Raw genomic sequence first — 25,243 nt, 5'->3', positions numbered from 1 at the left:
TAGGTTTACGAGTCTACACCATATCAAAAACAAACAACATATTTTGGAGAAGCCCGATGGCTCGCCACCCACGCTGGACACTGTCGCAAGTAACCGAATTATTTGAAAAACCACTGCTGGAATTGCTGTTTGAAGCGCAGCAAATTCATCGCCAGCATTTCGATCCGCAGCAGGTACAGGTTAGTACGCTGTTGTCGATCAAAACCGGCGCCTGCCCGGAGGATTGTAAATACTGCCCGCAGAGCTCGCGCTATAAAACCGGGCTGGAAGCCGAGCGTTTAATGGAAGTAGAGCAGGTACTGGACTCCGCCCGTAAAGCGAAAAACGCTGGTTCGACCCGCTTCTGTATGGGGGCGGCCTGGAGGAATCCGCATGAACGCGATATGCCTTATCTGGAGAAGATTGTACAGGGCGTCAAAGCGATGGGGCTGGAAACCTGTATGACGCTCGGCATGTTGAACGAGAGCCAGGCGCAGCGTCTGGCTAACGCCGGGCTGGATTACTACAACCACAACCTCGATACCTCGCCGGAGTTTTACGGCAATATCATCACTACCCGTACCTATCAGGAGCGCCTCGACACGCTGGAAAAAGTCCGTGAAGCAGGGATTAAAGTGTGCTCCGGCGGCATTGTGGGTCTGGGCGAAACGGTTACCGATCGCGCCGGACTGTTGTTGCAGTTGGCGAACCTGCCGACACCGCCGGAAAGCGTGCCAATCAACATGCTGGTGAAGGTAAAAGGCACGCCGCTTGCGGATAACGATGACGTGGATGCGTTTGATTTTATTCGTACTATCGCCGTGGCGCGCATCATGATGCCGACCTCATACGTGCGTCTTTCCGCAGGGCGTGAACAGATGAACGAGCAGACCCAGGCGATGTGCTTTATGGCCGGGGCGAACTCGATTTTCTATGGCTGCAAATTGTTAACTACGCCAAATCCGGCAGAGGACAAGGATCTGCAGTTATTCCGTAAGCTGGGGCTGAATCCGCAGCAGACCAGGGTGCTGGCGGGCGATAACGAGCAGCAGCAACGTCTGGAGCAGACGCTGATGACGCCTGACACCGATGATTATTACAACGCGGCAGCCTTATGAGTTGGCAACAACGCGTCGACGATGCGCTGACGGCGCGTCGGGCGACGGATACGTTGCGCCGCCGCTATGTGGTATCGCAGGGCGCCGGACGCTGGCTGGTAGCGAACGGGCGACAGTATCTTAACTTTTCCAGCAATGATTACCTCGGCTTAAGTCAACACCCGCAGATTATTCGCGCCTGGCAACAGGCAGCGACGCGTTTTGGCGTCGGCAGCGGCGGGTCGGGTCATATCAGCGGTTATTCCGTGGCGCACCAGGCGTTAGAGGAGGAACTGGCGCAATGGTTAGGATATCCACGCGCGCTGCTGTTTATCTCTGGCTTTGCGGCGAATCAGGCGGTCATTACCGCCTTAATGAAAAAAAATGACCGGATTGTGGCCGACAGGTTGAGTCATGCTTCCCTGCTGGAGGCCGCCAATCTGAGTCCGGCGCAGCTTCGCCGCTTTATCCATAACGATACGCAGCATCTGTCGCGTTTACTGCAATCGCCCTGCGTGGGTCAGCAACTGGTGGTGACAGAAGGTGTATACAGCATGGACGGCGACAGCGCGCCGCTGGCGGAAATCCAGCACATTGCCCGCAGGCATCATGCCTGGCTGTTGGTTGATGATGCGCACGGCATCGGCGTGACTGGCGATGAGGGGAGGGGCACCTGCTGGCAACGGGGGGTGAAGCCTGAGTTGCTGGTGGTGACTTTCGGTAAGGGGTTTGGCGTCAGCGGCGCAGCGGTGCTCTGCTCGGAAAGCGTCGCGGATTATCTGCTGCAATTCGCCCGTCATCTGGTTTACAGCACCAGTATGCCGCCCGCCCAGGCGCAGGCGTTAAGCGCCTCGCTGGCGGTGATCCGTAGCGATGAAGGTCGTGAACGGCGCGAAAAACTCGCCGCTCTGGTTCAGCGCTTTCGGGCCGGCGTTAACGCGTCCCGATTTACGCTACTGAATGCCCATAGCGCCATCCAGCCGTTAATCGTGGGCGATAACAGCCGTGCATTGCGCCTGGCGGAGGCGCTGCGTCAACAAGGATGCTGGGCGACGGCAATTCGCCCGCCGACGGTGCCTGTCGGTACGGCGCGCCTGCGCTTAACGTTAACGCAGGCGCATGAAGCGTGCGATATAGACCGTCTGCTGGAGGTGCTGCATGGCGCAGGTGAATAAGCAGGCTATTGCGGCGGCGTTTGGCCGGGCCGCATCGCAATATGAACAGCACGCCTCTTTACAGCAACACAGCGCGGATGCGCTGCTGACGCTGTTGACAGGCCGCCAGTTTGCCAGTGTGTTGGACGCAGGCTGCGGCCCCGGACGTATGAGTCGTTACTGGCGAGAGCGGGGGAGCGAAGTGACCGCCCTGGATCTTTCGCTGCCGATGCTGCAACAGGCTCGCGATCGTCAGGCGGCGCATCACTATTTGCTGGCGGATATCGAAGCGATTCCCCATGACGCCGAAGTTTTTGACCTGGCCTGGAGCAACCTGGCGGTCCAGTGGTGCGGCGATTTACGCGATGCGTTGAGCGAGTTGTATCGGGTTGTACGGCCCGGCGGCGTGGTGGCGTTTACCACCTTGTGCCAGGGGTCGTTGCCGGAGCTGCGTCAGGCATGGCAGGCCGTCGATAATCGCGCTCACGCGAATAGCTTTTTGCCGGAAGAGGCCATTGACCACGCGCTGCGCGGCTGGCGGGCGTTTCGTCATACTCAGGCGATGACATTGTGGTTTGAGGATGCCCTGAGCGCAATGCGCTCGCTTAAAGGCATTGGCGCCACCCATCTTCATGAAGGGCGGGAGTCGGATGTATTAACCCGCGCCCGGCTTAGACAGATTCAACTGGCATGGCCGCAGCGGCAGGGGAAATATCCGCTGACGTACCATCTTTTTATGGGAGTGATTGAACGTGACTAAACGCTATTTTGTGACCGGTACTGATACTGAAGTCGGTAAAACGGTCGCCAGTTGCGCCTTATTGCAGGCCGCAACGCAGTTAGGTTATCAAACCGTAGGCTATAAGCCCGTCGCTTCCGGCAGCGAAATGACAACCGACGGGCTACGCAATAGCGATGCCCTGGCCTTGCAGCGTAACAGCAGCCTGCCGCAACCTTATTCCGCTATCAATCCTTATACTTTTGCCGAGCCTACCTCTCCCCACATCGTTAGCGCCGACGAAGGCCGGGCGATAGACGCGGCGGTGTTATCACGCGGATTGCGAACGCTGGAGGCGCAGGCAGACTGGGTGTTGACAGAAGGGGCGGGCGGCTGGTTTACACCGCTCTCTGCCACGCTGACGTTTGCCGACTGGGTACAGACGGAGCAGCTGCCGGTGATTCTGGTTGTTGGCGTCAAGCTGGGCTGTATTAATCACGCCATGCTGACGGCGCTGGCGGTAGAACAGGCCGGATTACCACTTGTCGGATGGATAGCCAACGACATACAGCCGCCGGGCGCGCGTCATGGTGAATATCTCGCGACGCTTCGCCGCGTCATACCGGCCCCGCTGTTAGGGGAAATCCCGTGGCTGGGCATTTCCCCATCGCAGGCGGCGACAGGACAGTATCTGGACCTCAGCCCCCTGGAACGCGCCTGACCGCGCTTAAAAACCGCCTTCTTGCAGGATCTGACGATCCTGCTGTTCTTTCGCCAGACCCTCCTGACGTCGCCATGCTAAAAATGTGCAAAATGTGAGCGTCTACGCCTCAATTTTTGCCTTCTCGTTAGCCAATAATCTGCCAAAAATAGCGATAATTTTTTTTTATCGCCCGGCGAAAACGTCAGGGGCTGATTTTGCCAGGCGGCAGGGGATACGGGCTGGAAGCAGTTATCCACTATTCCTGTGGATAACCTTGTGTATTAGAGTTAGAAAACACAACGTAAGCGAGAGGCGACGCGGCCTGCGACTAAATTGGCGCGAAAGACGGCTTGAGAAAATATCCCTTTTTAGACAGCAAGTTATATAAAATCAATGGTTGTAAAGGAAGGGGGATACGTTGACATAAAACTTTCATCATCCGACTTGACAAATGTTAAAAAAGACTCTGGTCTGGGGATAACCAGCACACTGCTGGAATTTTACCCCGCGACTGTCTATGTTTTACCTCTAAATAGCGTGGGGTATCTGCCGATAGCCATTATACACTGGAGTGTTACTGTTTTTTCATCCAGTATTTTTTATTGGCAATATTCACCGTCGAGAGTAAAATTACATCCCTGCCCGCTCACTCCTTCAGGTAGCCGCTCATGAGTAAACCGTTCAAACTGAATTCCGCTTTTAAACCTTCTGGCGATCAGCCGGACGCTATACGTCGTCTGGAAGAGGGGCTGGAGGACGGGCTGGCGCATCAGACGTTATTGGGCGTGACCGGCTCCGGGAAGACATTCACCATTGCCAACGTCATTGCGGACTTGCAGCGGCCAACGATGGTGCTTGCGCCCAATAAAACCCTGGCGGCGCAGCTCTACGGCGAAATGAAAGAGTTTTTCCCGGAAAACGCGGTGGAGTATTTCGTCTCCTACTATGACTACTATCAGCCGGAAGCGTATGTGCCAAGTTCGGATACGTTTATCGAAAAAGACGCTTCGGTAAACGAACATATTGAGCAAATGCGGTTGTCGGCAACGAAAGCGTTGCTTGAGCGACGCGATGTCGTGGTGGTGGCTTCCGTGTCCGCGATTTACGGTCTGGGCGATCCGGATCTCTACCTGAAAATGATGCTGCATCTGACGGTGGGAATGCTGATTGACCAGCGCGCGATTTTGCGTCGGCTGGCGGAATTGCAATACACCCGTAACGATCAAGCTTTTCAGCGTGGTACCTTTCGCGTGCGCGGCGAAGTGATCGACATCTTCCCGGCTGAATCTGACGACATCGCGCTACGCGTTGAGCTGTTTGATGAAGAAGTGGAACGCCTGTCGCTGTTCGACCCGTTAACCGGGCAGGTAGAGTCAACGGTGCCACGTTATACTATCTATCCCAAAACGCACTACGTAACGCCGCGCGAGCGTATTCTGCAGGCGATGGAAGAGATAAAAGATGAGCTGGCGGACAGGCGTAAGGTCTTGCTGGCGAATAATAAGCTGCTTGAAGAGCAGCGATTAAGCCAGCGCACGCAGTTCGATTTAGAGATGATGAACGAGCTGGGCTACTGCTCAGGCATTGAAAACTATTCCCGCTTTCTGTCGGGCCGCGGGCCGGGCGAACCGCCGCCAACCTTGTTCGATTATCTGCCCGCCGACGGACTGCTGGTGGTGGATGAGTCTCATGTCACCATCCCGCAGATAGGCGGCATGTACCGCGGCGACCGGGCGCGCAAAGAGACGCTGGTCGAGTATGGCTTCCGTCTGCCTTCGGCGCTGGATAACCGTCCGCTGAAGTTTGAGGAGTTTGAAGCCTTAGCGCCGCAAACTATCTATGTTTCCGCCACGCCCGGCAACTATGAGCTGGAAAAATCTGGTGATGAGGTGGTGGATCAGGTCGTGCGACCGACCGGGCTGCTGGACCCGATTATTGAAGTGCGTCCGGTGGCGACCCAGGTGGACGATCTGCTGTCCGAAATTCGTCAGCGTGCGGCCATTAATGAGCGTGTCCTTGTCACTACGCTCACCAAACGGATGGCGGAAGATTTGACCGAATATCTGGAAGAGCACGGCGAGCGCGTGCGTTACCTGCACTCAGATATTGATACCGTGGAGCGCATGGAAATCATCCGCGATTTGCGTCTGGGCGAGTTTGACGTTCTGGTGGGGATTAACCTGCTGCGCGAAGGGCTGGATATGCCGGAAGTCTCGCTGGTGGCGATTCTGGACGCCGATAAAGAGGGCTTCCTGCGCTCCGAGCGCTCCCTGATTCAGACCATAGGGCGCGCGGCGCGCAACGTTAACGGTAAAGCGATTCTGTATGGCGATAAAATCACGCCGTCGATGGCGAAGGCGATTGGCGAAACCGAGCGACGTCGCGAGAAGCAGCAGAAGTACAACGAAGAGCACGGTATCACTCCGCAGGGGCTGAACAAAAAAGTGGTCGACATCCTGGCGCTGGGGCAGAACATTGCGAAAACCAAAGCGAAGGGGAAAGGCAAGGGCCGTTCTACGGCGAAAGCCGGAATTGTCGAACTGGATATGACGCCGAAAGCGTTGCAGCAGAAAATTCATGAACTGGAAGGGCAAATGATGCAGCACGCGCAAAATCTGGAGTTTGAAGAAGCCGCGCAAATTCGCGACCAGTTGCACCAGTTACGCGAGTTGTTTATCGCGGCGTCCTGACAATGTGTCGATCGCCAGCGAGTCATCGTTACCATGGCTCGCTTTTGAGAATTTCAGTGCAATAGTAAGGGCTAAGTCAGTCAGGAATGAAAAACAGTGACAGGCTTTGACTAACGAGATTGTCGAAAAACTCAAAACATCAATGGGGTAGCTAGTTTAATCACAACTGAAGAAAATTAGCGTTGAGGCTGAACTCAACGCTAATTTTCCCTCTCTCCTCGGCTATGAAAAAAAACGCCCCGTATTATCGGTATAGCTATCCTTATGATCGTCATTTTAATCTTATGTGAGTTCGTTGAAATCGTGTCATGGCAACAGATAACATCATCCTACGTAAAAAAAGAGGTGATAGAAGCGTGAGCATTTATAAGTCAAGCGCTGCAAATACTGAATGATTTGTCCGAAATAATGACGACTGTGACCTCTTATTTAAAGTTGAGAATATCCTTATCTGTTACTTTAGGTTACGTTCAGATCAGGTAGGGAAAATATGTTTAATATTACTAATATACAATCTACGGCAAGGCATCAAAGTATTAGCAATGAGGCCTCAACAGAGGTGCCTTTAAAAGAAGAGATATGGAATAAAATAAGTGCCTTTTTCTCTTCAGAACATCAGGTTGAAGCACAAAACTGCATCGCTTATCTTTGTCATCCACCTGAAACCGCCTCGCCAGAAGAGATCAAAAGCAAGTTTGAATGTTTAAGGATGTTAGCTTTCCCGGCGTATGCGGATAATATTCAGTATAGTAGAGGAGGGGCAGACCAATACTGTATTTTGAGTGAAAATAGTCAGGAAATTCTGTCTATAGTTTTTAATACAGAGGGCTATACCGTTGAGGGAGGGGGAAAGTCAGTCACCTATACCCGTGTGACAGAAAGCGAGCAGGCGAGTAGCGCTTCCGGCTCCAAAGATGCTGTGAATTATGAGTTAATCTGGTCTGAGTGGGTAAAAGAGGCGCCAGCGAAAGAGGCAGCAAATCGTGAAGAAGCCGTACAACGGATGCGTGACTGCCTGAAAAATAATAAGACGGAACTCCGTCTGAAAATATTAGGACTTACCACTATACCCGCCTGTATTCCTGAGCAGATAACTACTCTGATACTCGATAACAATGAACTGAAAAGTTTGCCGGAAAATTTACAGGGAAATATAAAGACCCTGTATGCCAACAGTAATCAGCTAACCAGTATCCCTGCCACGTTACCGGATACCATACAGGAAATGGAGCTGAGCATTAACCGTATTACTGAATTGCCGGAACGTTTGCCTTCAGCGCTTCAATCGCTGGATCTTTTCCATAATAAAATTAGTTGCTTACCTGAAAATCTACCTGAGGAACTTCGGTACCTGAGCGTTTATGATAACAGCATAAGGACACTGCCAGCACATCTTCCGTCAGGGATTACCCATTTGAATGTGCAGAGTAATTCGTTAACCGCTTTGCCTGAAACATTGCCGCCGGGCCTGAAGACTCTGGAGGCCGGCGAAAATGCCTTAACCAGTCTGCCCGCATCGTTACCACCAGAATTACAGGTCCTGGATGTAAGTAAAAATCAGATTACGGCTCTGCCTGAAACACTACCTCCCACGATAACAACGCTGGATGTTTCCCGTAACGCATTGACTAATCTACCGGAAAACTTCCCGGCGGCATTACAAATAATGCAGGCCTCTCGCAATAACCTGGTCCGTCTCCCGGAGCCGTTACCCCATTTTCGTGGTGAAGGACCTCAACCTACAAGAATAATCGTAGAATATAATCCTTTTTCAGAACGAACAATACAGAATATGCAGCGGCTAATGTCCTCTGTAGATTATCAGGGACCCCGGGTATTGTTTGCCATGGGCGACTTTTCAATTGTTCGGGTAACTCGACCACTGCATCAAGCTGTCCAGGGGTGGCTAACCAATCTCGAGGAGGAAGACGTCAACCAATGGCGGGCGTTTGAGACGGAAGTAAACGCGGCAGCCTTCAGCATGTTTCTGGATCGTCTTAGCGATACGCAGAACACCCGACACCCGGATTTTAAGGAACAAGTCTCCGCCTGGCTAATGCGCCTGGCTGAAGATAGCGCACTAAGAGAAACCGCATTTATTATAGCGATGGGTGCAACGATAAGCTGTGAAGATCGGGTCACACTGGCATACCACCAAATGCAGGAAGCGACGTTGGTTCATGATGCTGAAAGAGGCGCCTTTGATAGCCACTTAGCGGAACTGATTATGGCGGGGCGTGAAATCTTTCGGCTGGAGCAAATAGAATCGCTCGCCAGAGAAAAGGTAAAACGGCTGTTTTTTATTGACGAAGTCGAAGTATTTCTGGGTTTTCAGAATCAGTTACGAGAGTCGCTGTCGCTGACAACAATGACCCAGGATATGCGATTTTATAACGTTTCTGGTATCACTGAGTCTGACCTGGACGAGGCGGAAATAAGGATAAAAATTGCTGAAAATAGGGATTTTCACAAATGGTTTGCGCTGTGGGGGCCGTGGCATAAAGTGCTGGAGCGTATAGCGCCAGAAGAGTGGCGTGAAATGATGGCCAAAAGGGCTGAGTGTATTGAAACGGATGAGTATCAGAGCCGGGTCAATGCTGAACTGGAAGCGTTAGGAATAGCAGGTGATCCTGACGCAGAGCGCATGGCTGGAATGCGGATAATGGAAGAGATCAATCAGACCCTCTTTACTGAGATCATGGAGAATATATTGCTGAAAAAAGAGGTGAGCTCGCTCATGAGCGCCTACTGGCGATAGCTGAACGCAGTTTATCAGAAGAGGGAGAGAGCCTGTTTACCCTTCGGTGTAAACAGGCTTCTGATAAGCGCAGCGTCGTCGGTAAACGGGCTTAACCCAACGCCTGTAGCGCTTTTTCCAGCGCATTATGTAATAACTGACGATCGTGGCGATAGGGGATATCGCTGGCCTCCAGCACTTCCTGAATCACCAGCCGATCGTTCACCGCACTGACGTCAACTCGCGGCCCAACCACTACTGCGTCAATGACTTTTTTGCCAATATATTGCTCCATCATCGCCAGCTTATCGACCAGCGTTAAACTGGCGGCGGGCAGACTCAGTTCGCGACCCAGATTGCCGATATACACCATTGGCGCTGGGGTGCGCCGCAGCGCCTGCGCCAGTTCATCCAGCAGCAGGCAAGGCATCAGGCTGGTATAAAAACTGCCAGGGCCAATCAGAATCAGATCCGCGTCATTAATGGCCTGTACCGCTTCCCGCGTCGCCGGAACGTTTGGCGTTAACATGATCTCCTGCGGCGGCGTCGCTAACTGATCGATATTCACCTCGCCATAAATCTCATGCCCCTGATCGTCAATCGCCATCAGATCTACCGGTAGCTCCGACATCGGGATCAGCTGCGCGTCCACTTTAAGTAGATTACGAATTAAATTAATCGCTTCCAGAGGCCGCACGCTCAGGTGATCTAACGCCTTTAACATCAAATTTCCGAGGTTATGACCAGAAAGTTCGCCATTACCGCCAAAACGATACTCAAACATAGCGGACGCGACGCTAGGTTCGGTAATTAACTGATTCAGACAGTTGCGCATATCGCCCCAGGCGATCCCGCCTTCCGAGCGGCGAATACGGCCAGTTGACCCCCCGTTATCTGTGGTAGTCACAATGCCGGTCAGGCGCGAACCTAATGAAGAAAGCGAGGAGAGGACGCGTCCTAATCCATGCCCTCCGCCGAGGGCAACGACACGATCAAGGTCAGCCAGCGTACGATTGCGCATAAAAATTCCTGAAGTCAAATAAGCAGCGCTACAGTAGCGCAAGTCGCGGGTTTTCAGCAATTAGCCGACCGGCTAAAAGACAATTAATTATTCCCGACTACCCCTTTATAGCGAGGGCGTTACCACGGCTAAATGATATATATCAATGTAAAAGTGTGATTTTCACGTATTCTGTCGCTAAATAGCACGATCATATCGCTATGTATATGTTTATATAGCGAAAGCGTGATGGCGAAATTGTCATTTACACGCTAGTATCGGCGTAACCACAGTAAACACTCTAGCCTCTGCACCTGGGTCATTTTTGATATGGTGCTTTGGCCGTGACAACGTTTAACGTTTGCCACCAGGGCGCAGGAAGAAATGACTCCGCCTCCCGTATTTGGAAAGGTGTACATGGCTTCACAACTTACCGATGCTTTCGCGCGTAAGTTTTACTACTTGCGTTTGTCGATTACCGATGTGTGTAACTTTCGTTGCACCTACTGCCTGCCGGATGGCTACAAACCTGGCGGCGTCACTAACAACGGTTTCCTTACCGTCGATGAAATTCGTCGCGTTACGCGCGCTTTTGCCAGTCTTGGCACGGAGAAGGTGCGTCTTACCGGCGGCGAGCCTTCATTACGCCGCGATTTTACCGACATCATTGCCGCCGTGGGTGAAAATGATGCTATTCGCCAGATCGCGGTGACCACTAACGGTTATCGACTGGCGCGCGATGCCGCGAGCTGGCGCGAAGCGGGGCTGACGGGCGTCAATGTTAGCGTGGATAGTCTGGATGCGCGTCAGTTCCATGCGATTACCGGTCAGGACAAATTCCGCCAGGTGATGGCGGGCATCGATGCCGCCTTTGACGCCGGTTTCGAAAAGGTGAAAGTCAACACCGTGCTGATGCGCGACGTGAATCACCATCAGTTGGATACCTTCCTTGCCTGGATTCAGCCTCGCCCCATTCAGTTACGCTTCATTGAACTTATGGAGACGGGCGAGGGGAGCGATCTCTTCCGCAAACATCATATTTCGGGTCAGGTATTACGCGACGAGCTGATTAAGCGCGGTTGGATCCACCAGCTCCGCCAGCGCAGCGATGGCCCGGCGCAGGTTTTTTGTCATCCCGATTACGCCGGTGAGATCGGTCTCATTATGCCGTACGAAAAAGATTTCTGCGCCACCTGTAATCGCCTGCGTGTTTCGTCCGTCGGTAAGCTGCATTTATGTCTGTTTGGCGACGGCGGCGTGAGTTTACGCGACCTGTTACAGGATGATGCGCAGCAATACGCGCTTGAGGAACGTATTTCCGACGCGTTGCGGGAGAAAAAGCAGACCCATTTCCTTCACCAGAGCAATACTGGTATTACGCAAAATTTATCTTACATTGGCGGTTAATCCTTAATAAGGAGATTTCAGATGAGTCAGGTCAGCGCTGAATTTATCCCGACCCGCATCGCTATTCTTACTGTTTCCAGCCGACGCGGCGAAGAAGACGACACCTCCGGTCATTATCTGCGTGATTCGGCGCAGGAGGCCGGGCATGAAGTGGTGGCGAAAGCCATCGTTAAAGAGAACCGTTACGCGATTCGCGCCCAGGTTTCCGCCTGGATCGCCAGTGATGAGGTGCAGGTCGTATTGATAACTGGTGGGACCGGTTTGACCGAAGGCGATCAGGCGCCGGAAGCGCTGTTGCCGCTGTTCGATCGTGAAGTGGAAGGATTTGGCGAAGTGTTTCGCATGCTCTCGTTTGAAGAGATCGGCACCGCAACTCTGCAGTCGCGCGCGGTAGCTGGCGTGGCGAATAACACCTTGATTTTCGCCATGCCGGGCTCCACAAAAGCATGCAGAACCGCATGGGAGAATATCATTGCGCCGCAGCTGGATGCCCGTACACGCCCATGTAATTTTCACCCTCATTTAAAGAAATAACGATGTCGCAATTAACCCATATAAACGCCGCAGGCGAAGCGCACATGGTGGACGTTTCCGCGAAAGCGGAAACCGTTCGTGAAGCGCGTGCGGAAGCATTCGTTACCATGCGTAGTGAAACGCTGGCGATGATTGTTGATGGCAAACACCACAAGGGCGATGTTTTCGCCACCGCCCGAATTGCCGGTATTCAGGCCGCCAAACGCACCTGGGAGCTGATCCCGCTGTGCCACCCGCTACTGCTAAGTAAAGTGGAGATTCAGCTTCAGGCCGAGCCGGAGCATAACCGCGTGCGTATTGAGTCTCTGTGCCGTCTGACCGGTAAAACCGGCGTCGAAATGGAAGCGTTAACCGCGGCGTCCGTCGCGGCGTTAACCATCTACGACATGTGCAAAGCGGTACAAAAAGATATGGTAATTGGTCCGGTGCGCCTGCTGGCGAAAAGCGGCGGCAAATCGGGGGATTTTAAGGTGGATGCGCATGATTAAGGTGCTTTTCTTCGCCCAGGTTCGCGAGCTTACAGGAACTGACGCGCTGGATCTTCCAGCAGATTTTTCCACCGTTGAGTCGCTGCGACAGCATCTGGCGACAAAGAGCGATCGTTGGGCGCTGGCGCTGGAAGACGGTAAGCTGTTGGCGGCGGTCAACCAGACGCTGGTAAGTTTTGACCATCCGCTGACGGCGGGCGATGAAGTGGCGTTTTTCCCGCCAGTCACGGGGGGCTAACATGCGTGAAACGCGAATTGTAGTCGGCCCTGCGCCGTTTAGCGTCGGGGAGGAATATTCCTGGCTGGCGGCGCGCGACGAAGACGGCGCGGTCGTCACCTTTACCGGAAAAGTGCGCAATCATAACCTGGGCGATAGCGTTAAGGCGCTGACGCTGGAGCATTATCCCGGCATGACTGAGAAAGCTCTGGCGGAGATCGTCGCAAAGGCGCGTTCCCGCTGGCCGCTGGGGCGGGTCACGGTGATTCATCGCGTTGGCGAATTATGGCCGGGCGATGAGATTGTGTTTGTCGGCGTCACCAGCGCGCACCGCAGTAGCGCGTTCGACGCCGGTCAGTTCATTATGGATTATCTGAAAACCCGTGCGCCGTTCTGGAAGCGTGAAGCCACGCCGGAAGGCGATCGCTGGGTCGAAGCGCGCGACAGCGACCAGCAGTTGGCGAAACGTTGGTAGCAGAATGTGATACGCTTTAGGGTATCATTTCCACACAGGAGTTCATCATGGACAGATTTCCACGATCTGATTCAATAGTGCAGGCGCGGTCCGGCCTGCAGACCTATATGGCGCAAGTGTATGGCTGGATGACGGTCGGACTGTTACTGACCGCGTTTATCGCGTGGTATGCGGCTAATACGCCAGCCGTCATGATGTTTGTCTTTTCCAGTAAGATCACCTTCTTTGGCTTAATTATTGCCCAGCTTGCGCTGGTGTTTGTTCTGTCGGGACTGGTGCATAAACTTAGCGCCGGAATGGCGACGACGCTGTTTATGCTCTATTCGGCGCTAACCGGATTGACGTTATCCAGTATTTTTATCGTTTACACCTATTCCTCTATCGCCAGCACGTTTGTGGTGACGGGGGGAATGTTTGGCGCCATGAGCCTGTATGGGTACACCACTAAACGCGATCTTAGCGGTTTCGGCAACATGCTGTTTATGGCGCTTATTGGTATCGTTCTGGCCTCGCTGGTCAATTTCTGGCTGAAGAGCGAAGCGCTGATGTGGGCGGTAACCTATATCGGGGTGGTGGTGTTTGTCGGTCTGACCGCCTATGACACGCAGAAACTGAAAAATATCGGCGAGCAAATAGATACCCGCGATAGCGCTAATCTGCGTAAATATTCGATTCTCGGCGCGTTAACGCTGTACCTGGACTTTATCAACCTGTTCCTGATGTTACTGCGTATTTTTGGCAATCGCCGCTAATTATAGCGATCTCTTAAAATCCTGGCCCTGCGCCAGGATTTTTTTAGGACTATATTTAGGGCGAAACAGCATAAATATCTTAGAAATGTTTTCCTGCGCTTGCCATTCTTATCACCGTGATCATGTGAAGAGTGATAAATGACAAGTGGGACCTCTGGCTGCAATACGTATACGGCAAATAGCATTTATTCCCGCGACAATGTTATCCCTTACCTATTGGTATACTGCGTTGGGACTATGGTGTACCGCCGGCATTATATGGTTAACGTTGTATACTCATTTTTTGATAACTCACGTTCAACCTGTTGTTGTTTTGTGGATATCAGCACTTTTGCTTGGCCTGGGGTATGGGGCCATTACCTGTCTTTCCCGCTTTGGCACTGTTGTCGCAACGTTGATATATATTGCCATCATTACGCTTACCGGCGTGTCATTAGCTTACCTTTTCTCAGGTGGCGCGACCATTTTCGTGATTGTTGGAATCATGTTTAGTCTTAATGCCTTATTTATTTTCTACCTGAATATCAGTTCTGGTCTATTCAGGCCGTTAATCTTCATGGCGGTAAGCGGGATCATCGCTGCGATAGTTGTCAATAGCCTGGTGGCCAGTAGCACTATGGTCTGGATAGTCAGTATGCTGACGGTATTGGTATGGACATTGATTACAGCACTAGAAAAATCGACACTTCATGGTTATGCCCGCATGTTATATCACAGCGAGTTTTCATCCCTGTCTCGTTGCGCTTTATTTGGCGCGCTGACGCTTTACCTTGGCATTATTAATGCTGTGGTTACGCTGTGTCGTTATATCATTTTGATGATTCTGGAAATACTATTATCTTTCAGGCCGTAGGCGTTGCAGGTTTTTTATTCAGGTTGGTGATGATGGGTATAATGAGTAAATTATGTGGCAAACAATTTTGGTTAGCGTTTTGTGAAGCTAAAGACGTCACTCGCGCCATTAAAAATGGCGGCGAGGATTTTAATAAGAAATGCCCGCCAGCGCTGATTTCTCATTTCATTACCGGATTGTCATGGGAACATTCATTACCCAATCCTGCGCCTGTTTGCGCGTTTAGTTTTATGCTTCTTGTGGGAGGTGTGTGTAGTGCGCATTTTGTTTTTGATAAGTTTATCCTGTATTGGCCACTAAATATAATTATTTATTTTGGCAGTGCTATAGGTATGATGCTATGTGTTATGGCTGAGGTATGGTTTATTGCCAAAGGTTTTATCCTGGGGTTGCGCCTCTGCGTTTTACTGTTTTTATTAAATATTATGCTCTGCGGTACTGGATTATTTGACGTGTTGTGCAATCAAAATAGCGAACTAAAGAGTGATCTGGTTATCGCGATTATTATGGTTGTGCTTTGCCGCTGGGTGATGAATGGCGAAACGTTTACGATGATGATTCGTTTCTGCCTGGGGCGTCGATTAGTGCGAGTTGCATTACAAGAATATCTCACCTCACAGACAAGGAAATGATAAGCCCATGAACCTGATGACGTGGCTAACAGGAAAAACACTGGCGGAGCTGGTGAAAAAAGGGCAGTTGATCCCGCCAGAAATTAAGTTACCTGTGTATCCGGCCAGCCACTACAAAAAAAACTGGTATGAACAAGGTATTCCTCACGGAGGCGTTATTGGGCTTACGGCGATCATGATGACCATGACATGGATCGTCAGTATAAACATGGTTATTGCGCAGTTTGAGCTGCACAATAAAAAGCATCTGGAGCTGGTCTTCTTCCTGGCCGTGGGCTATATCGCTTTTCTTACCCCGTCAAATCAGCTCCTGCTTAAAGGAAGAATGAGCGGGGTTATTATTTACCGCTATGCGCTATTACTGGTCATTATTTCCGTTACGTTGGCAACGTTCTGTACCCTGTCATCAGTATTCATGGGCGAGTTTCACGAAGTGCTCCTGCTGCTGTTTAGCTGGTCATTGCTGCTTTTTTCCCGCTTACAGATGAATACGTCTTTTTTCTCAGCATATGTTTATTTTTACCGGATAAAACGCGTTGTGCTGGAAAGCGAAAACGCGTCTGCTTAAATTCATTTCGCCATCGCCCGCTCGTTTTTCGCCCGCAACTTCTTCGCCCGGCTCTCCAGGATCAGATAGCACACCAGCGCCAGCAACAGGGGAATAAAATAGTAAAGCACGCGGTATGCGAGCAGGGCGGCGATAATCGTGCCTTGCGACGTATGTTCGCCCGCCAGCAACGCAAGGAATACGGCCTCCAGCACGCCGATGCCTGCCGGAATATGCACGATGACGCCCGCGATACTGCTCACCAGCAGTACGCCCAGTACAAAGAAATAGTTCACATCCTGACCCATCAGCAGCCAGATGATGGCGCCCATCGCCATCCAGTTCGCGCTGGAGATCGCCATCTGCGCCAGCGCGAATTTCCATGACGGCAGCACCAGTTTCTGCCCTTTAATCGTCATATGCCGCCGCTTCGCAAAGGCGCAAAACCACAGATAGACCGCGATAATCAACAATAAAACGATACCGAGAATACGTAGCGTGCCTTCATCGATATACCAGTGGTCGGGAAGCTGGACAACGCCGAAGGTAAAAATGATGCCGCCAAGCAGAATATAGCCCAGCCAGTTAGTGGTAATGCTGAGTGAGAAAATGCGCGTAATAGTACTGCCGGGCAACCCGAGGCGAGAGTATAGTCGGTAACGCATCCCGATCCCGCCGACCCAGGTGCTGAGCGTCAGGTTAAAGGCATAGCAGACGAACGATACCAACATCACCTGTCGCTTCGCCAGTTTATGGCCGCAATAAAGCCGTCCAAGCAGGTCGTAGCAGCCGTACAGAAGATAGCTAACGATCACCAGTCCTACAGCGCTTAAAAGCGCCGTGCGGTTATAGTCGCGGATGACGGTCCAGACATCGCCCCAGTCGACCTTTTTAGCATAAACCACCAGCAGAACGACGACCGCAATAAAAAACAGCCAGGTCAGCACTTTTTTAGCCAGCCGCCAGCGCGGATGCGATTTAGCCATTAGGGCTTCACTCCTGTATTTTCTGGATCAACGCGATCCTGGGTTTCCATTTCTGGCTGGGCAGGCGGGGGAACCTGCGCCAGATGCGGGGTATGCGCCGGTAGCCAGCCGACCAGCGCCGGGAAATGACGTAAAAAGTGGAACGCCAGCACGCTTTTGGTCAGGTTCCACCAGGTGCGTTTCGGCAGCATAGACTCATCGACCTGCTTACAATCATTCACGATGATGCCTTGTAAATTATCGCGCAGGGTCTGGTTAAAAGTACGATCGTGAATGATCAGGTTAGCTTCAAGGTTAAGCGACAGGCTGAGCGGATCGAGATTACTCGACCCTACCGTGGCCCAGTGATCGTCCATCAGCGCCACTTTGCCATGCAGCGGACGTCGTCGGTATTCATAAACCTGCACGCCGCCCTTCACCAGATAGTTATAGAGCAACCGCGCGCCGACTTTGACTATCGGCATGTCTGGTTCCCCCTGGACAATCAGTTTTACGCTCACGCCACGGCGGGCGGCTTTACGCATTGCGTGGAGCAAGCGATAGCCGGGGAAAAAATAGGCGTTAGCGATAATCACCTCACGCTTTGCCTGGGTCAGCATTTTCAGATAATGACGTTCGATATCGTCGCGGTGCTCTTCGTTATCTCGCCAGACAAACAGCGCCTGCGCTTCGCCGGGGTGGCGGTTTTCTTCGGCCTGATGATGGCGCTTCCACCAGCGGCGCGCGGGGCTTTGCCCCGGCAGATTCTCGACTTCGAATTGCAGGATATCGGCCACTACAGGCCCTTCGACCCGTACCGCGTAGTCTTGTTTCGCCTGCGGGCCGTAATCCGACATATGTTCGGCGGAGTAGTTAATGCCGCCGACAAAGGCAATACGATGATCAATCACCACAATTTTGCGGTGCATTCGGCGGAAGATATTGGTTCGCAACCCCAGTAGACGCGGGCGGGGGTCGTAATAGCGAAAAATCACGCCCGCTGAGGTCAATTCGCCGACAAACGCGTCGCTGAGATCGGGAGAGCCGTAGCCGTCGAGTAATACTTCGGCTTTTACGCCGCGCTGTGCGGCTTTTAGCAGAGCGGCATGGAGTTTTTTACCCACCTCATCTTCAAATAAGATAAAGGTTTCCAGAATGATTTTTTGCTGTGCCTGAGCGATGGCTTCAAACACGGCAGGATAGAACTGGTCGCCGTTTTCCAGTAGCTGAATTTGATTACCTTCACGCCAGCCGCATTTCATAGATGGATCTCCGCGCTAAGGGGGGCATGGTCTGATAAATGTCGCCAGTTCCGCAGCGGTAGCGCCGTAGGAGAACTGGCGTTCGCATTCTTGACGTAAATACGATCGAGTCGCAGCAGCGGCATACTCACCGGGAATGTGCGCGCCGGTCGGCCATGGGCACGGGTGAATATCTCCTCCAGCCCGGCCGCGTTTAACGGCGGGCCGGCCTTTTGCCGCCAGTCATTAAAGTCTCCGGCCACCAGCACCGGTTCTGATTCCGGCAAGGCATTCACCCATCCCGCCAGCATGGTTAGCTGTGCCTGGCGGTGACTCTCCCGCAGGCCGAGATGTACGCACATGACGTGGATAGGGCGGTTGAGCATGGGCGGCGTAATGCGGCAATAGAGCACGCCGCGTTTTTCGCTACCGCCGACCGAGACGTCGCGATTTTCATAATGTTCAATGGGATAGCGAGAAAGAACCGCGTTACCGTGGTGGCCTTCCGGATAGACCGCATTGCGGCCATAGGCGAAATCGCTCCACATGGTGTCGGCCAAAAATTCATAGTGGGTAGTGTCCGGCCAGTTTTCGATATGCAGCGGATGCACTTCGTGCGCGCCCATCACTTCTTGCAGACAGACGATATCGGCGCCGACCGTTCTGACGGCGTCGCGCAGCTCCGGCAGGATGAAGCGTTTATTAAAGGCGGTAAAACCTTTGTGCGTATTAATTGTGAGCACTTTGAATGAAAAATTTCGCGTGTGTTGAGCCATTTTCTTCCTGTCCGCGTCACTATCCTGATTGAAATAGTGTAGTCGTCGTCACAAAAAGATGCGGTCTTACGGAATTTTCCGTAAAGTTCGGTACTCTGAATAATGAGAGAAAAATGCTTCAGGAGAAAAGCCATGAAGTGGCAACAACGCGTTCGTGTCGCAACCGGCCTCGGTTGTTGGCAGATTATGTTGCATTTACTGGTAGTGGCGATGCTGGTAATAGGCTGGATGAGCGGCACATTAGTGCGCGTCGGCCTGGGATTATGCGTGCTTTATGGCGTGACGGTACTGCTGATGCTGGCGTTGCAGCGCCATCATGAGCAACGCTGGCGCGATGTGGCGGATGTGCTGGAAGAGCTGACTACCACCTGGTACTTCGGCACCGCGCTGATTGTCCTCTGGCTGCTATCCCGCGTATTGCAAAACAATGTCTTGCTGGCGCTGGCGGGGCTGGCTATCCTGGCCGGGCCCGCCGTGGTCTCGCTACTGGCGAAAGATAAAAAGCTACATCACTTTGCGTCTAAACATCGCATACGCCGCTGACCCCGTGGTGGCCGCTATCACCAGTAGCGGCCACAAACTTCCCCAGACAATTCCCAGACTCGCATCCTTAAGATAAATTTGCTTAGTAATATCAGTAAAGTGGCGGATAGGGTTTATCCACGTCAGGTTTTGCAGCCAGACCGGCATATTTTCCACCGGCGAGACATAACCCGAGAGCAAAATCGCCGGCATCATAAAGACAAAGACGCCGATAAACGCCTGCTGTTGCGTGGCGCAAAGCGATGATATCAGCAAGCCAAAGCCTACCAGCGACAGCCCGTAAATCACCATCGTGAAATAAAACAGCGCTAACGAACCGGCGAAGGGAATTTGGTATGCCCAAATGCCGATAGCCAGCACGATCGTGGCCTGGAAGGTCGCGACAATCAGCGCCGGCACCGCTTTACCAACGAAAATCTGCCAGGTGGTGAGCGGAGAGACCAGCAGCTGATCCAGAGTGCCTTGTTCACGCTCGCGGGCGACGGACAGCGAAGTGACGATCATCACGCCAATAGTGGTGATCATGGCGATCAGCGAGGGCACTACAAACCACTTGTAGTCCAGATTCGGGTTATACCAGTTGCGTACCACCAGTTCGCTATTGTTGGGCTTTGGCTTGCCGTCCATCAATGTCTGCTGATACTCCTTGACGATCTGTTGCAGATAATTGGCGGCGATTTGCGCGCTGTTGGAGTTACGTCCATCAAGAATGAGTTGCATCGGCGCAGGCTGGAAGGTATCCAGATTCCGCGAGAAATCCGCCGGGAAGCGTACCAGCAGCAGCGCTTTTTGCGTATCGATAGTCGGCTGGATCTCCTGCGGACTGTTCAGCAATAGCACATGGGTAAACGCTTTCGCGCGGGCAAAGCGCTGGGTAAGTTCTACCGAATGTTTGCCGTTATCTTCGTTATAGATGGCGATAGTCGCGTTAGTGACTTCAAGCGTCGCGGCGAACGGAAACAGGATGACCTGAATCAGCACCGGCAGAATCAGGATCGCGCGCGTTTGTGGTTCGCGTAAAAGCGATTGCAGTTCTTTGCGAATTAACGTCCATAAACGATGAAACATGCCCGTCCTCTCAGTCCAGTTTGTAGGCCTGATAAGCAAAGCGCATCAGGCATAATGCCGGATGGCGGCGTGAGCGCCTTATCCGGCCTACGACGACAATTATCCATACACATATTTAATCCAGCCGTCGTTTGGTTTTTAGCCACGTCAGGCCAATAAACATCACCGCCGAGGCGATTAAAAACAGTACGTTAACGCCTAACACGACCGGAATATTGCCGGCCAGAAACAGACTTTGCAGGGTGCTGACAAAATAGCGCGCCGGAATAATATAGGTCACCGCGCGGATCACCGCAGGCATACTGTCTATCTGGAAGATAAATCCGGACAGCATAATCGAGGGCAAAAAGGCGGCGTTCAGCGCCACCTGCGCGGCGTTAAACTGGTTGCGAGTGATGGTGGAAATCAACAGCCCCATCCCCAGCGTACTCAGTAAAAACAGACTGGTGATGATAAACAGAATCACCAGCGAACCGCGATACGGCACGCCGAGAATAAACACCGATACCAGCATACAGAGCAGCATCGCCAGCATACCGAGAAAGTAATAGGGAATAAGCTTACACAGCAGCAGTTCAACACGCGTCACTTCGGTTGAGAGCAGCGCCTCCATCGTGCCGCGTTCCCATTCGCGGGCAACGACCAGCGAGGTGAGGATTGCGCCAATTACCGTCATGATAATGGTCACCGCCCCGGGAATAATAAAATGCTGACTGATCGCCGCCGGGTTAAACCAGTAGCGCGTCTGGACGTCGATGAGCGGTTCAAAGGTGTCGCCGCGATCTTCCGCCCGCTGCTGTTGCCAGATTTGCCAGATGCCTTCCACATAACCCTGAACGAAGTTGGCGGTGTTTGGCTCGCTGCCGTCGGTAATCACCTGAATCGGCGCGCTGTCACCGTTGCGCGCCATTTGCTGCGCGAAATCCACCGGAATCACCACCAGTCCGCGAATGCGTCCGGCCTGCATTTTTTCAATTAATTCATGGCGGTTATCGCTAATGGTCGCGTCGATATAGGGTGAACCGGTCATCGCATGAGTGAAATCCAGCGCCTCCTGGCTTTGTTGTTCAAGCAGAATCCCCACCCGCAGTTTGCTGGAGTCGAGGTTAATGCCGTAACCAAAAATAAACAGCAACAGCAGCGGGATCACCACCGCAATCAGCCAGCTACTGGGATCGCGCACGATCTGGCGCGTCTCTTTGACGCACAACGCACGCACGCGGCGCCAGGAGAGAGACTTACTCATGCGTATGCTCCTTATCCCAGTCATTGATGAGAGTGATAAAGGCCTGCTCCATCGTTGGATCGGCCTGTTGCTCATCGGCGGCCTGCGCTTTGAGATCGTCCGGCGTACCGCTGGCGATAAGCTTCCCGCGATAAACCAGTCCGATGCGATCGCAATATTCCGCCTCATCCATAAAGTGGGTCGTCACCATTACCGTGACCCCTTTTTCCACCATGCTATTAATATGCAGCCAAAATTCACGGCGGGTGAGGGGATCAACCCCGGACGTTGGTTCATCAAGGAATAAAATATCCGGTTCGTGCATCAGCGAGCAGGCCAGCGCCAGTCGCTGTTTAAAGCCCAGCGGCAGCGCATCGGTGGGATGCGACGCGATGCTTTTCAGACCAAACGCTTCACTCATGCGCTGAATTTTTTCATTTTGCGCGCGGCCCCGCAAACCGTAGACGCCGGAGAAAAAACGCAGGTTCTGCTCAACCGTCAGGTTGCCGTAAAGCGAAAATTTTTGCGCCATATAGCCCAGATGCTGACGGGCTTTGCCGGAGCTGACTTTCAGGTCCATATCCAGCACCAGCGCCTTGCCGGACGTCGGCACCAGCAGGCCGCACATCATTTTAAAGGTGGTTGATTTACCCGCGCCGTTCGGGCCGAGCAGGCCAAAAATCTCGCCGCGCTGTACGACGAAATTAACATGGTCCGTGGCCGCGAAATCGCCAAATTTTTTCGTCAGTTCCTGCGCTTCAATCACCGTTTCGCCGGCAGTGCCTTCAACCGTATGCAGGATTGAACCCAGCGGAGACTCCGAGGTTCCCGCTCCGCCAAGCAGATCGATAAACGCATCTTCGAAGCGCGGCGCGGTCTCATTGAGGGTGATTTCCGGCATTCCTTCGGCCTGACGAATATCTGCTGCGGTCGCCTCTTTTTTCAGGATCAGGCGTACCGAACGTCCCTGAATCATGCCGTCGCTCACCTGCGGCAGTCTGAGCGCTCTCTGTAGCAACTTACGGTTGTTTTCCTGTGGACTGCTCATCAGAAAGCTACGACCGGCCATCGTTTGCGTCAGCGCTTTAGGTTCGCCCTGATAGAGCAGCTCGCCTTCATTCATCAGCAGCACATCGCGACACTGTTCGGCTTCATCCAGATAGGAGGTGCTCCATAAAATCAGCATCCCGTCGCCCGCCAGTTCGTGGACCATTTGCCACAACTCGCGCCGTGAAATCGGGTCAACGCCAACGCCCGGTTCATCCAACAGCAGCACTTTCGGTTCGCCGACCAGCGTACAGGCCAGCCCCAGTTTTTGCTTCATCCCGCCGGACAATTTCCCCGCCAGACGGCCAGTGAAAGGGCCGAGGGCGGTAAATTCCAACAAACGAGCAAAGGTCTTTTCCCGTATCTCGCCGGTAACGCTGCGTAAATCGGCATAGAGATTAAGGTTCTCCATGACGGTAAGATCTTCATACAGACCGAATTTCTGCGGCATATAGCCCAGAACCGCGTGCAGCTCGCTGTCGTTTTGTATCGGGTCGAAGCCCAATACGGACGCGCTGCCGCCATCGGCTTTGAGCAGGCCCGCCAGCATACGCATCAGCGTGGTTTTTCCTGCGCCGTCCGGCCCTACCAGCCCGGTGACATAACCGGAATGAATGGTACAGTCGAGCGGCGCGACGGCGGGTTTATCCATTCCCGCAAAGCGCTTCGTCAGACCGTTCAGCGTAATAACGGCCTCACTCATGCCGTGCCTCGTCATTAAATTTCACCGTGACTGGCATCCCCTGGCGTAACGCATCGTCCGCATCGGTGACGATAATGCGCAGGCGATAGACGAGATCGGTACGCAGATCCGGCGTTTCGACGGTTTTCGGCGTAAATTCCGCGGTGGGGGAAACGAAACCAATCTTGCCGTGGTAAGGTTTGTCAGGACGTCCATCGGTATACAACAGAATGTCGCGCCCCGGTTGCGTCTGACTGAGGTTGCGTTCATCGACATAGGCGCGCACCCAGACGGGGCGGGTCAGCGAGAGTGTTAATACCGTGCTGCCGGCGTTCAGCATACTGCCAGGCTCGACCGCGCGGGTGAGCAAGGTTCCGTTGGCAGGCGCGATAAGCGTGGTGTCCTGCAAATCAAGCTGCGCCTGCGCCAGTTGGGCCTTTGCCTGTTCCAGACTGGCTTTCGCCTGGGCGATATCCTGTTCACGATTACCGGTACGGTACTGGCTCAGTTTATCCTGCGCGGACTTCAGCGTCGCCTGCGCCTGATCGCGCGATGAGCGGGCATTTTCCAGATCGTTAGCGGAAATGGTGCGGCTTTTCCACAATCCTTGCTGACGGTTATAAAAGTTTTGTGCGTAGTCATAGGCGGCTTGCGCCTGTCTGACGGCGGCGGCGGCCTGGGCTATCTCTTCATCGCGATAGCCTGCCAGCATCAAATCATATTGCGCCTGCGCGACCGACACGCCAGCTTTCGCCTGCATTAGCGCGTTTTCGTATGGCGCGTGATCCAGTTCGCCGAGCACCTGTCCGGCTTTGATAGTATCGCCTTCATCAACATTCAGCGACGCCAGCCTGCCGCCGACGCGAAAGCTGATATTGACGGTACGGATATCGACATTACCGTATAGCGTCAGCCCATCGTCCTGCCGACTTTGATACCACCAGGTTCCACCGGCAATCACAGCGACGATCGCTGCGATTGCCAGTCCGATAACGACAGGTTTTTTCATCAGTCCAGACTCCTTTGCGTTAAACCGTGCAGAATAAGATCGATGTGGCAGGTTACCGTCTGGTAAATCAGCTCCGCTTTTTCTTCATCAAACTGCGGCCAGCCGGTACGTAACAGAATAGTTTCTTTGCCGAGACGGAACGCCAGCACTTCGCCCAGTAAGGCATGGGTATGCAAAATCATGCGCGTATCATTGGCGTCGCAGCCGGTATAAGCGGCAACCAATCTTGTCAGATGGGTGTGCAACGGATCGATAACCTGTTCATGGACCAATTGATAGGCCGACGTGGGAGAGAGCTGCTCGCGTGAAATAAATTTGCTCAGGTTAACGGTGTCTTCCTGCGTCAGCAGCATAATCATGTTCTTGCAGGCGAGCAGAATGAGTTCGCGTATGGCGTCCCGGTCAGGGGCAGGCTGGCTAAACAGACGCTCCGCTTTTTCAGCATGCGGGCGAAATTTTTCGCCAAGAAAATCGGCAATCCACTGGGCGCAGGCGAGGTATAAATCCTCTTTTGAGCCGAAATAGTAAGTAATGGCGGCAATATTTTGCCCCGCCAGCGCGGCGATATCGCGCGTGGTGGCATGGAGGCCATACTCGCCAAACTGCGCCAGCGCGGCGGCAATGAGCTGACTTTTCGCCTGCTCGCCCTTGGTGGTCGTGGTGGGAATATTCATCACACGCCCTAAGTCTTAATCAATCGATTG

General features: G+C 53.0%; 25 protein-coding genes, 1 pseudogene and 1 riboswitch. Of the genes and pseudogenes, 17 read left to right on the top strand and 9 right to left on the bottom strand.

From position 1 onward, the window contains the following. Positions 1-56: 56 nt before the first annotated feature. From bioB to slrP, 7 genes and pseudogenes are all read left to right on the top strand, one after another. Positions 57-1,097 carry a biotin synthase BioB gene (gene bioB, locus ACLJTG_RS21240; protein WP_000090729.1) on the top strand — a complete coding sequence of 347 codons (1,041 nt, stop codon included), beginning with the start codon at positions 57-59 and terminating at the stop codon, positions 1,095-1,097. Further along, positions 1,094-2,251, top strand: a complete 1,158-nt coding sequence (bioF, locus tag ACLJTG_RS21235; RefSeq protein ID WP_000118943.1) for an 8-amino-7-oxononanoate synthase — start codon at positions 1,094-1,096, stop codon at positions 2,249-2,251. Before bioB ends, bioF begins: the two co-directional genes overlap by 4 nt. After that, a complete protein-coding gene (gene bioC, locus ACLJTG_RS21230; RefSeq protein WP_000079909.1) occupies positions 2,235-2,990 on the top strand; it encodes a malonyl-ACP O-methyltransferase BioC in 756 nt (251 codons plus the stop codon). The genes bioF and bioC overlap by 17 nt, the downstream gene beginning before the upstream one ends. Then, positions 2,983-3,669, top strand: coding sequence for a dethiobiotin synthase (gene bioD / locus ACLJTG_RS21225; protein ID WP_001616933.1), 687 nt, complete (start codon positions 2,983-2,985; stop codon positions 3,667-3,669). The genes bioC and bioD overlap by 8 nt, the downstream gene beginning before the upstream one ends. 650 nt (positions 3,670-4,319) lie before the next feature. Then, positions 4,320-6,341: an excinuclease ABC subunit UvrB gene (gene uvrB / locus ACLJTG_RS21220; protein WP_000042502.1), complete on the top strand. Its 2,022-nt coding sequence runs from the start codon at positions 4,320-4,322 to the stop codon at positions 6,339-6,341. 308 nt (positions 6,342-6,649) lie between these two features. After that, positions 6,650-6,824: pseudogene (locus ACLJTG_RS21215) on the top strand (hypothetical protein). 7 nt (positions 6,825-6,831) lie between these two features. Next, on the top strand, positions 6,832-9,099 hold the full coding sequence (gene slrP / locus ACLJTG_RS21210; protein ID WP_079802315.1) for an SPI-1 type III secretion system effector E3 ubiquitin transferase SlrP: 2,268 nt from the start codon (positions 6,832-6,834) through the stop codon (positions 9,097-9,099). Positions 9,100-9,190: 91 nt separating this feature from the next. On the opposite strand, the gene yvcK is transcribed toward slrP, so the two are convergent. Then, a complete protein-coding gene (gene yvcK / locus ACLJTG_RS21205; RefSeq protein ID WP_001246033.1) occupies positions 9,191-10,099 on the bottom strand; it encodes a uridine diphosphate-N-acetylglucosamine-binding protein YvcK in 909 nt (302 codons plus the stop codon). A gap of 264 nt (positions 10,100-10,363) precedes the next feature. Next, positions 10,364-10,508: riboswitch (molybdenum cofactor riboswitch) on the top strand. On the opposite strand from yvcK, the gene moaA reads away from it, so the two are divergent. From moaA to ACLJTG_RS21160, 9 genes are all read left to right on the top strand, one after another. Further along, positions 10,496-11,485: a GTP 3',8-cyclase MoaA gene (gene moaA / locus ACLJTG_RS21200; protein ID WP_000168186.1), complete on the top strand. Its 990-nt coding sequence runs from the start codon at positions 10,496-10,498 to the stop codon at positions 11,483-11,485. Its footprint overlaps the riboswitch before it by 13 nt. A gap of 21 nt (positions 11,486-11,506) precedes the next feature. After that, complete coding sequence (gene moaB / locus ACLJTG_RS21195) at positions 11,507-12,019, top strand: molybdenum cofactor biosynthesis protein B (RefSeq protein WP_000084604.1); 513 nt, start codon at positions 11,507-11,509, stop codon at positions 12,017-12,019. A 2-nt stretch (positions 12,020-12,021) separates the two neighbouring features. Continuing rightward, the gene (moaC, locus tag ACLJTG_RS21190) at positions 12,022-12,507 is read left to right on the top strand and encodes a cyclic pyranopterin monophosphate synthase MoaC (RefSeq protein WP_000080894.1); all 486 of its coding nucleotides are present in this window, start codon (positions 12,022-12,024) and stop codon (positions 12,505-12,507) included. Further along, a complete protein-coding gene (gene moaD / locus ACLJTG_RS21185; RefSeq protein WP_000598596.1) occupies positions 12,500-12,745 on the top strand; it encodes a molybdopterin synthase sulfur carrier subunit in 246 nt (81 codons plus the stop codon). Before moaC ends, moaD begins: the two co-directional genes overlap by 8 nt. A gap of 1 nt (position 12,746) precedes the next feature. Continuing rightward, the gene (gene moaE / locus ACLJTG_RS21180) at positions 12,747-13,199 is read left to right on the top strand and encodes a molybdopterin synthase catalytic subunit MoaE (protein WP_001209384.1); all 453 of its coding nucleotides are present in this window, start codon (positions 12,747-12,749) and stop codon (positions 13,197-13,199) included. Positions 13,200-13,246: 47 nt separating this feature from the next. After that, complete coding sequence (locus ACLJTG_RS21175; protein WP_000373611.1) at positions 13,247-13,951, top strand: Bax inhibitor-1 family protein; 705 nt, start codon at positions 13,247-13,249, stop codon at positions 13,949-13,951. A 145-nt stretch (positions 13,952-14,096) separates the two neighbouring features. After that, positions 14,097-14,804: a Bax inhibitor-1 family protein gene (locus ACLJTG_RS21170; protein WP_001728436.1), complete on the top strand. Its 708-nt coding sequence runs from the start codon at positions 14,097-14,099 to the stop codon at positions 14,802-14,804. Positions 14,805-14,827: 23 nt separating this feature from the next. Next, positions 14,828-15,436, top strand: coding sequence for a hypothetical protein (locus ACLJTG_RS21165; protein ID WP_079943150.1), 609 nt, complete (start codon positions 14,828-14,830; stop codon positions 15,434-15,436). Between the two features lie 7 nt (positions 15,437-15,443). Continuing rightward, the gene (locus ACLJTG_RS21160) at positions 15,444-16,004 is read left to right on the top strand and encodes a membrane protein (protein ID WP_001052198.1); all 561 of its coding nucleotides are present in this window, start codon (positions 15,444-15,446) and stop codon (positions 16,002-16,004) included. A 2-nt stretch (positions 16,005-16,006) separates the two neighbouring features. Here ACLJTG_RS21160 and ACLJTG_RS21155 read toward each other — a convergent pair whose 3' ends face one another. The 3 genes from ACLJTG_RS21155 to ACLJTG_RS21145 are packed head-to-tail and all read right to left on the bottom strand — an operon-like array spanning position 16,007 to position 18,965. Beyond that, the gene (locus ACLJTG_RS21155; RefSeq protein WP_001129824.1) at positions 16,007-16,969 is read right to left on the bottom strand and encodes a YbhN family protein; all 963 of its coding nucleotides are present in this window, start codon (positions 16,967-16,969) and stop codon (positions 16,007-16,009) included. Continuing rightward, positions 16,969-18,210 carry a cardiolipin synthase ClsB gene (gene clsB, locus ACLJTG_RS21150; protein ID WP_198898383.1) on the bottom strand — a complete coding sequence of 414 codons (1,242 nt, stop codon included), beginning with the start codon at positions 18,208-18,210 and terminating at the stop codon, positions 16,969-16,971. The genes ACLJTG_RS21155 and clsB overlap by 1 nt, the downstream gene beginning before the upstream one ends. Beyond that, the gene (locus ACLJTG_RS21145) at positions 18,207-18,965 is read right to left on the bottom strand and encodes an endonuclease/exonuclease/phosphatase family protein (protein WP_000057020.1); all 759 of its coding nucleotides are present in this window, start codon (positions 18,963-18,965) and stop codon (positions 18,207-18,209) included. Before ACLJTG_RS21145 ends, clsB begins: the two co-directional genes overlap by 4 nt. Before the next feature lie 132 nt (positions 18,966-19,097). Between ACLJTG_RS21145 and ACLJTG_RS21140 the strand changes: the two genes are divergently transcribed. Continuing rightward, the gene (locus ACLJTG_RS21140) at positions 19,098-19,508 is read left to right on the top strand and encodes a YbhQ family protein (RefSeq protein WP_000871970.1); all 411 of its coding nucleotides are present in this window, start codon (positions 19,098-19,100) and stop codon (positions 19,506-19,508) included. Here ACLJTG_RS21140 and ACLJTG_RS21135 read toward each other — a convergent pair. The 5 genes from ACLJTG_RS21135 to cecR all read right to left on the bottom strand — a co-directional run bounded on the left by ACLJTG_RS21135 (position 19,470) and on the right by cecR (position 25,213). Then, positions 19,470-20,576, bottom strand: a complete 1,107-nt coding sequence (locus tag ACLJTG_RS21135) for an ABC transporter permease (RefSeq protein WP_000469050.1) — start codon at positions 20,574-20,576, stop codon at positions 19,470-19,472. The genes ACLJTG_RS21140 and ACLJTG_RS21135 overlap by 39 nt on opposite strands. 115 nt (positions 20,577-20,691) lie before the next feature. Next, positions 20,692-21,822 (bottom strand): ABC transporter permease, encoded by a 1,131-nt coding sequence (locus ACLJTG_RS21130; protein WP_085416829.1) that lies wholly within the window; start codon positions 21,820-21,822, stop codon positions 20,692-20,694. Beyond that, positions 21,815-23,551, bottom strand: a complete 1,737-nt coding sequence (locus ACLJTG_RS21125) for an ATP-binding cassette domain-containing protein (protein ID WP_001287623.1) — start codon at positions 23,549-23,551, stop codon at positions 21,815-21,817. The genes ACLJTG_RS21130 and ACLJTG_RS21125 overlap by 8 nt, the downstream gene beginning before the upstream one ends. Further along, the gene (gene hlyD / locus ACLJTG_RS21120; RefSeq protein ID WP_000743436.1) at positions 23,544-24,539 is read right to left on the bottom strand and encodes a secretion protein HlyD; all 996 of its coding nucleotides are present in this window, start codon (positions 24,537-24,539) and stop codon (positions 23,544-23,546) included. Before hlyD ends, ACLJTG_RS21125 begins: the two co-directional genes overlap by 8 nt. Beyond that, positions 24,539-25,213, bottom strand: coding sequence for a transcriptional regulator CecR (gene cecR, locus ACLJTG_RS21115; protein WP_001025254.1), 675 nt, complete (start codon positions 25,211-25,213; stop codon positions 24,539-24,541). The genes hlyD and cecR overlap by 1 nt, the downstream gene beginning before the upstream one ends. Positions 25,214-25,243: the final 30 nt, after the last annotated feature.

Source organism: Salmonella sp. SAL00672 (genome assembly GCF_046552175.1).
Lineage (GTDB): Bacteria > Pseudomonadota > Gammaproteobacteria > Enterobacterales > Enterobacteriaceae > Salmonella > Salmonella enterica.
Note: the sequence above shows the minus strand (reverse complement) of the source record. Positions and strands in the feature narration are given on the sequence as shown.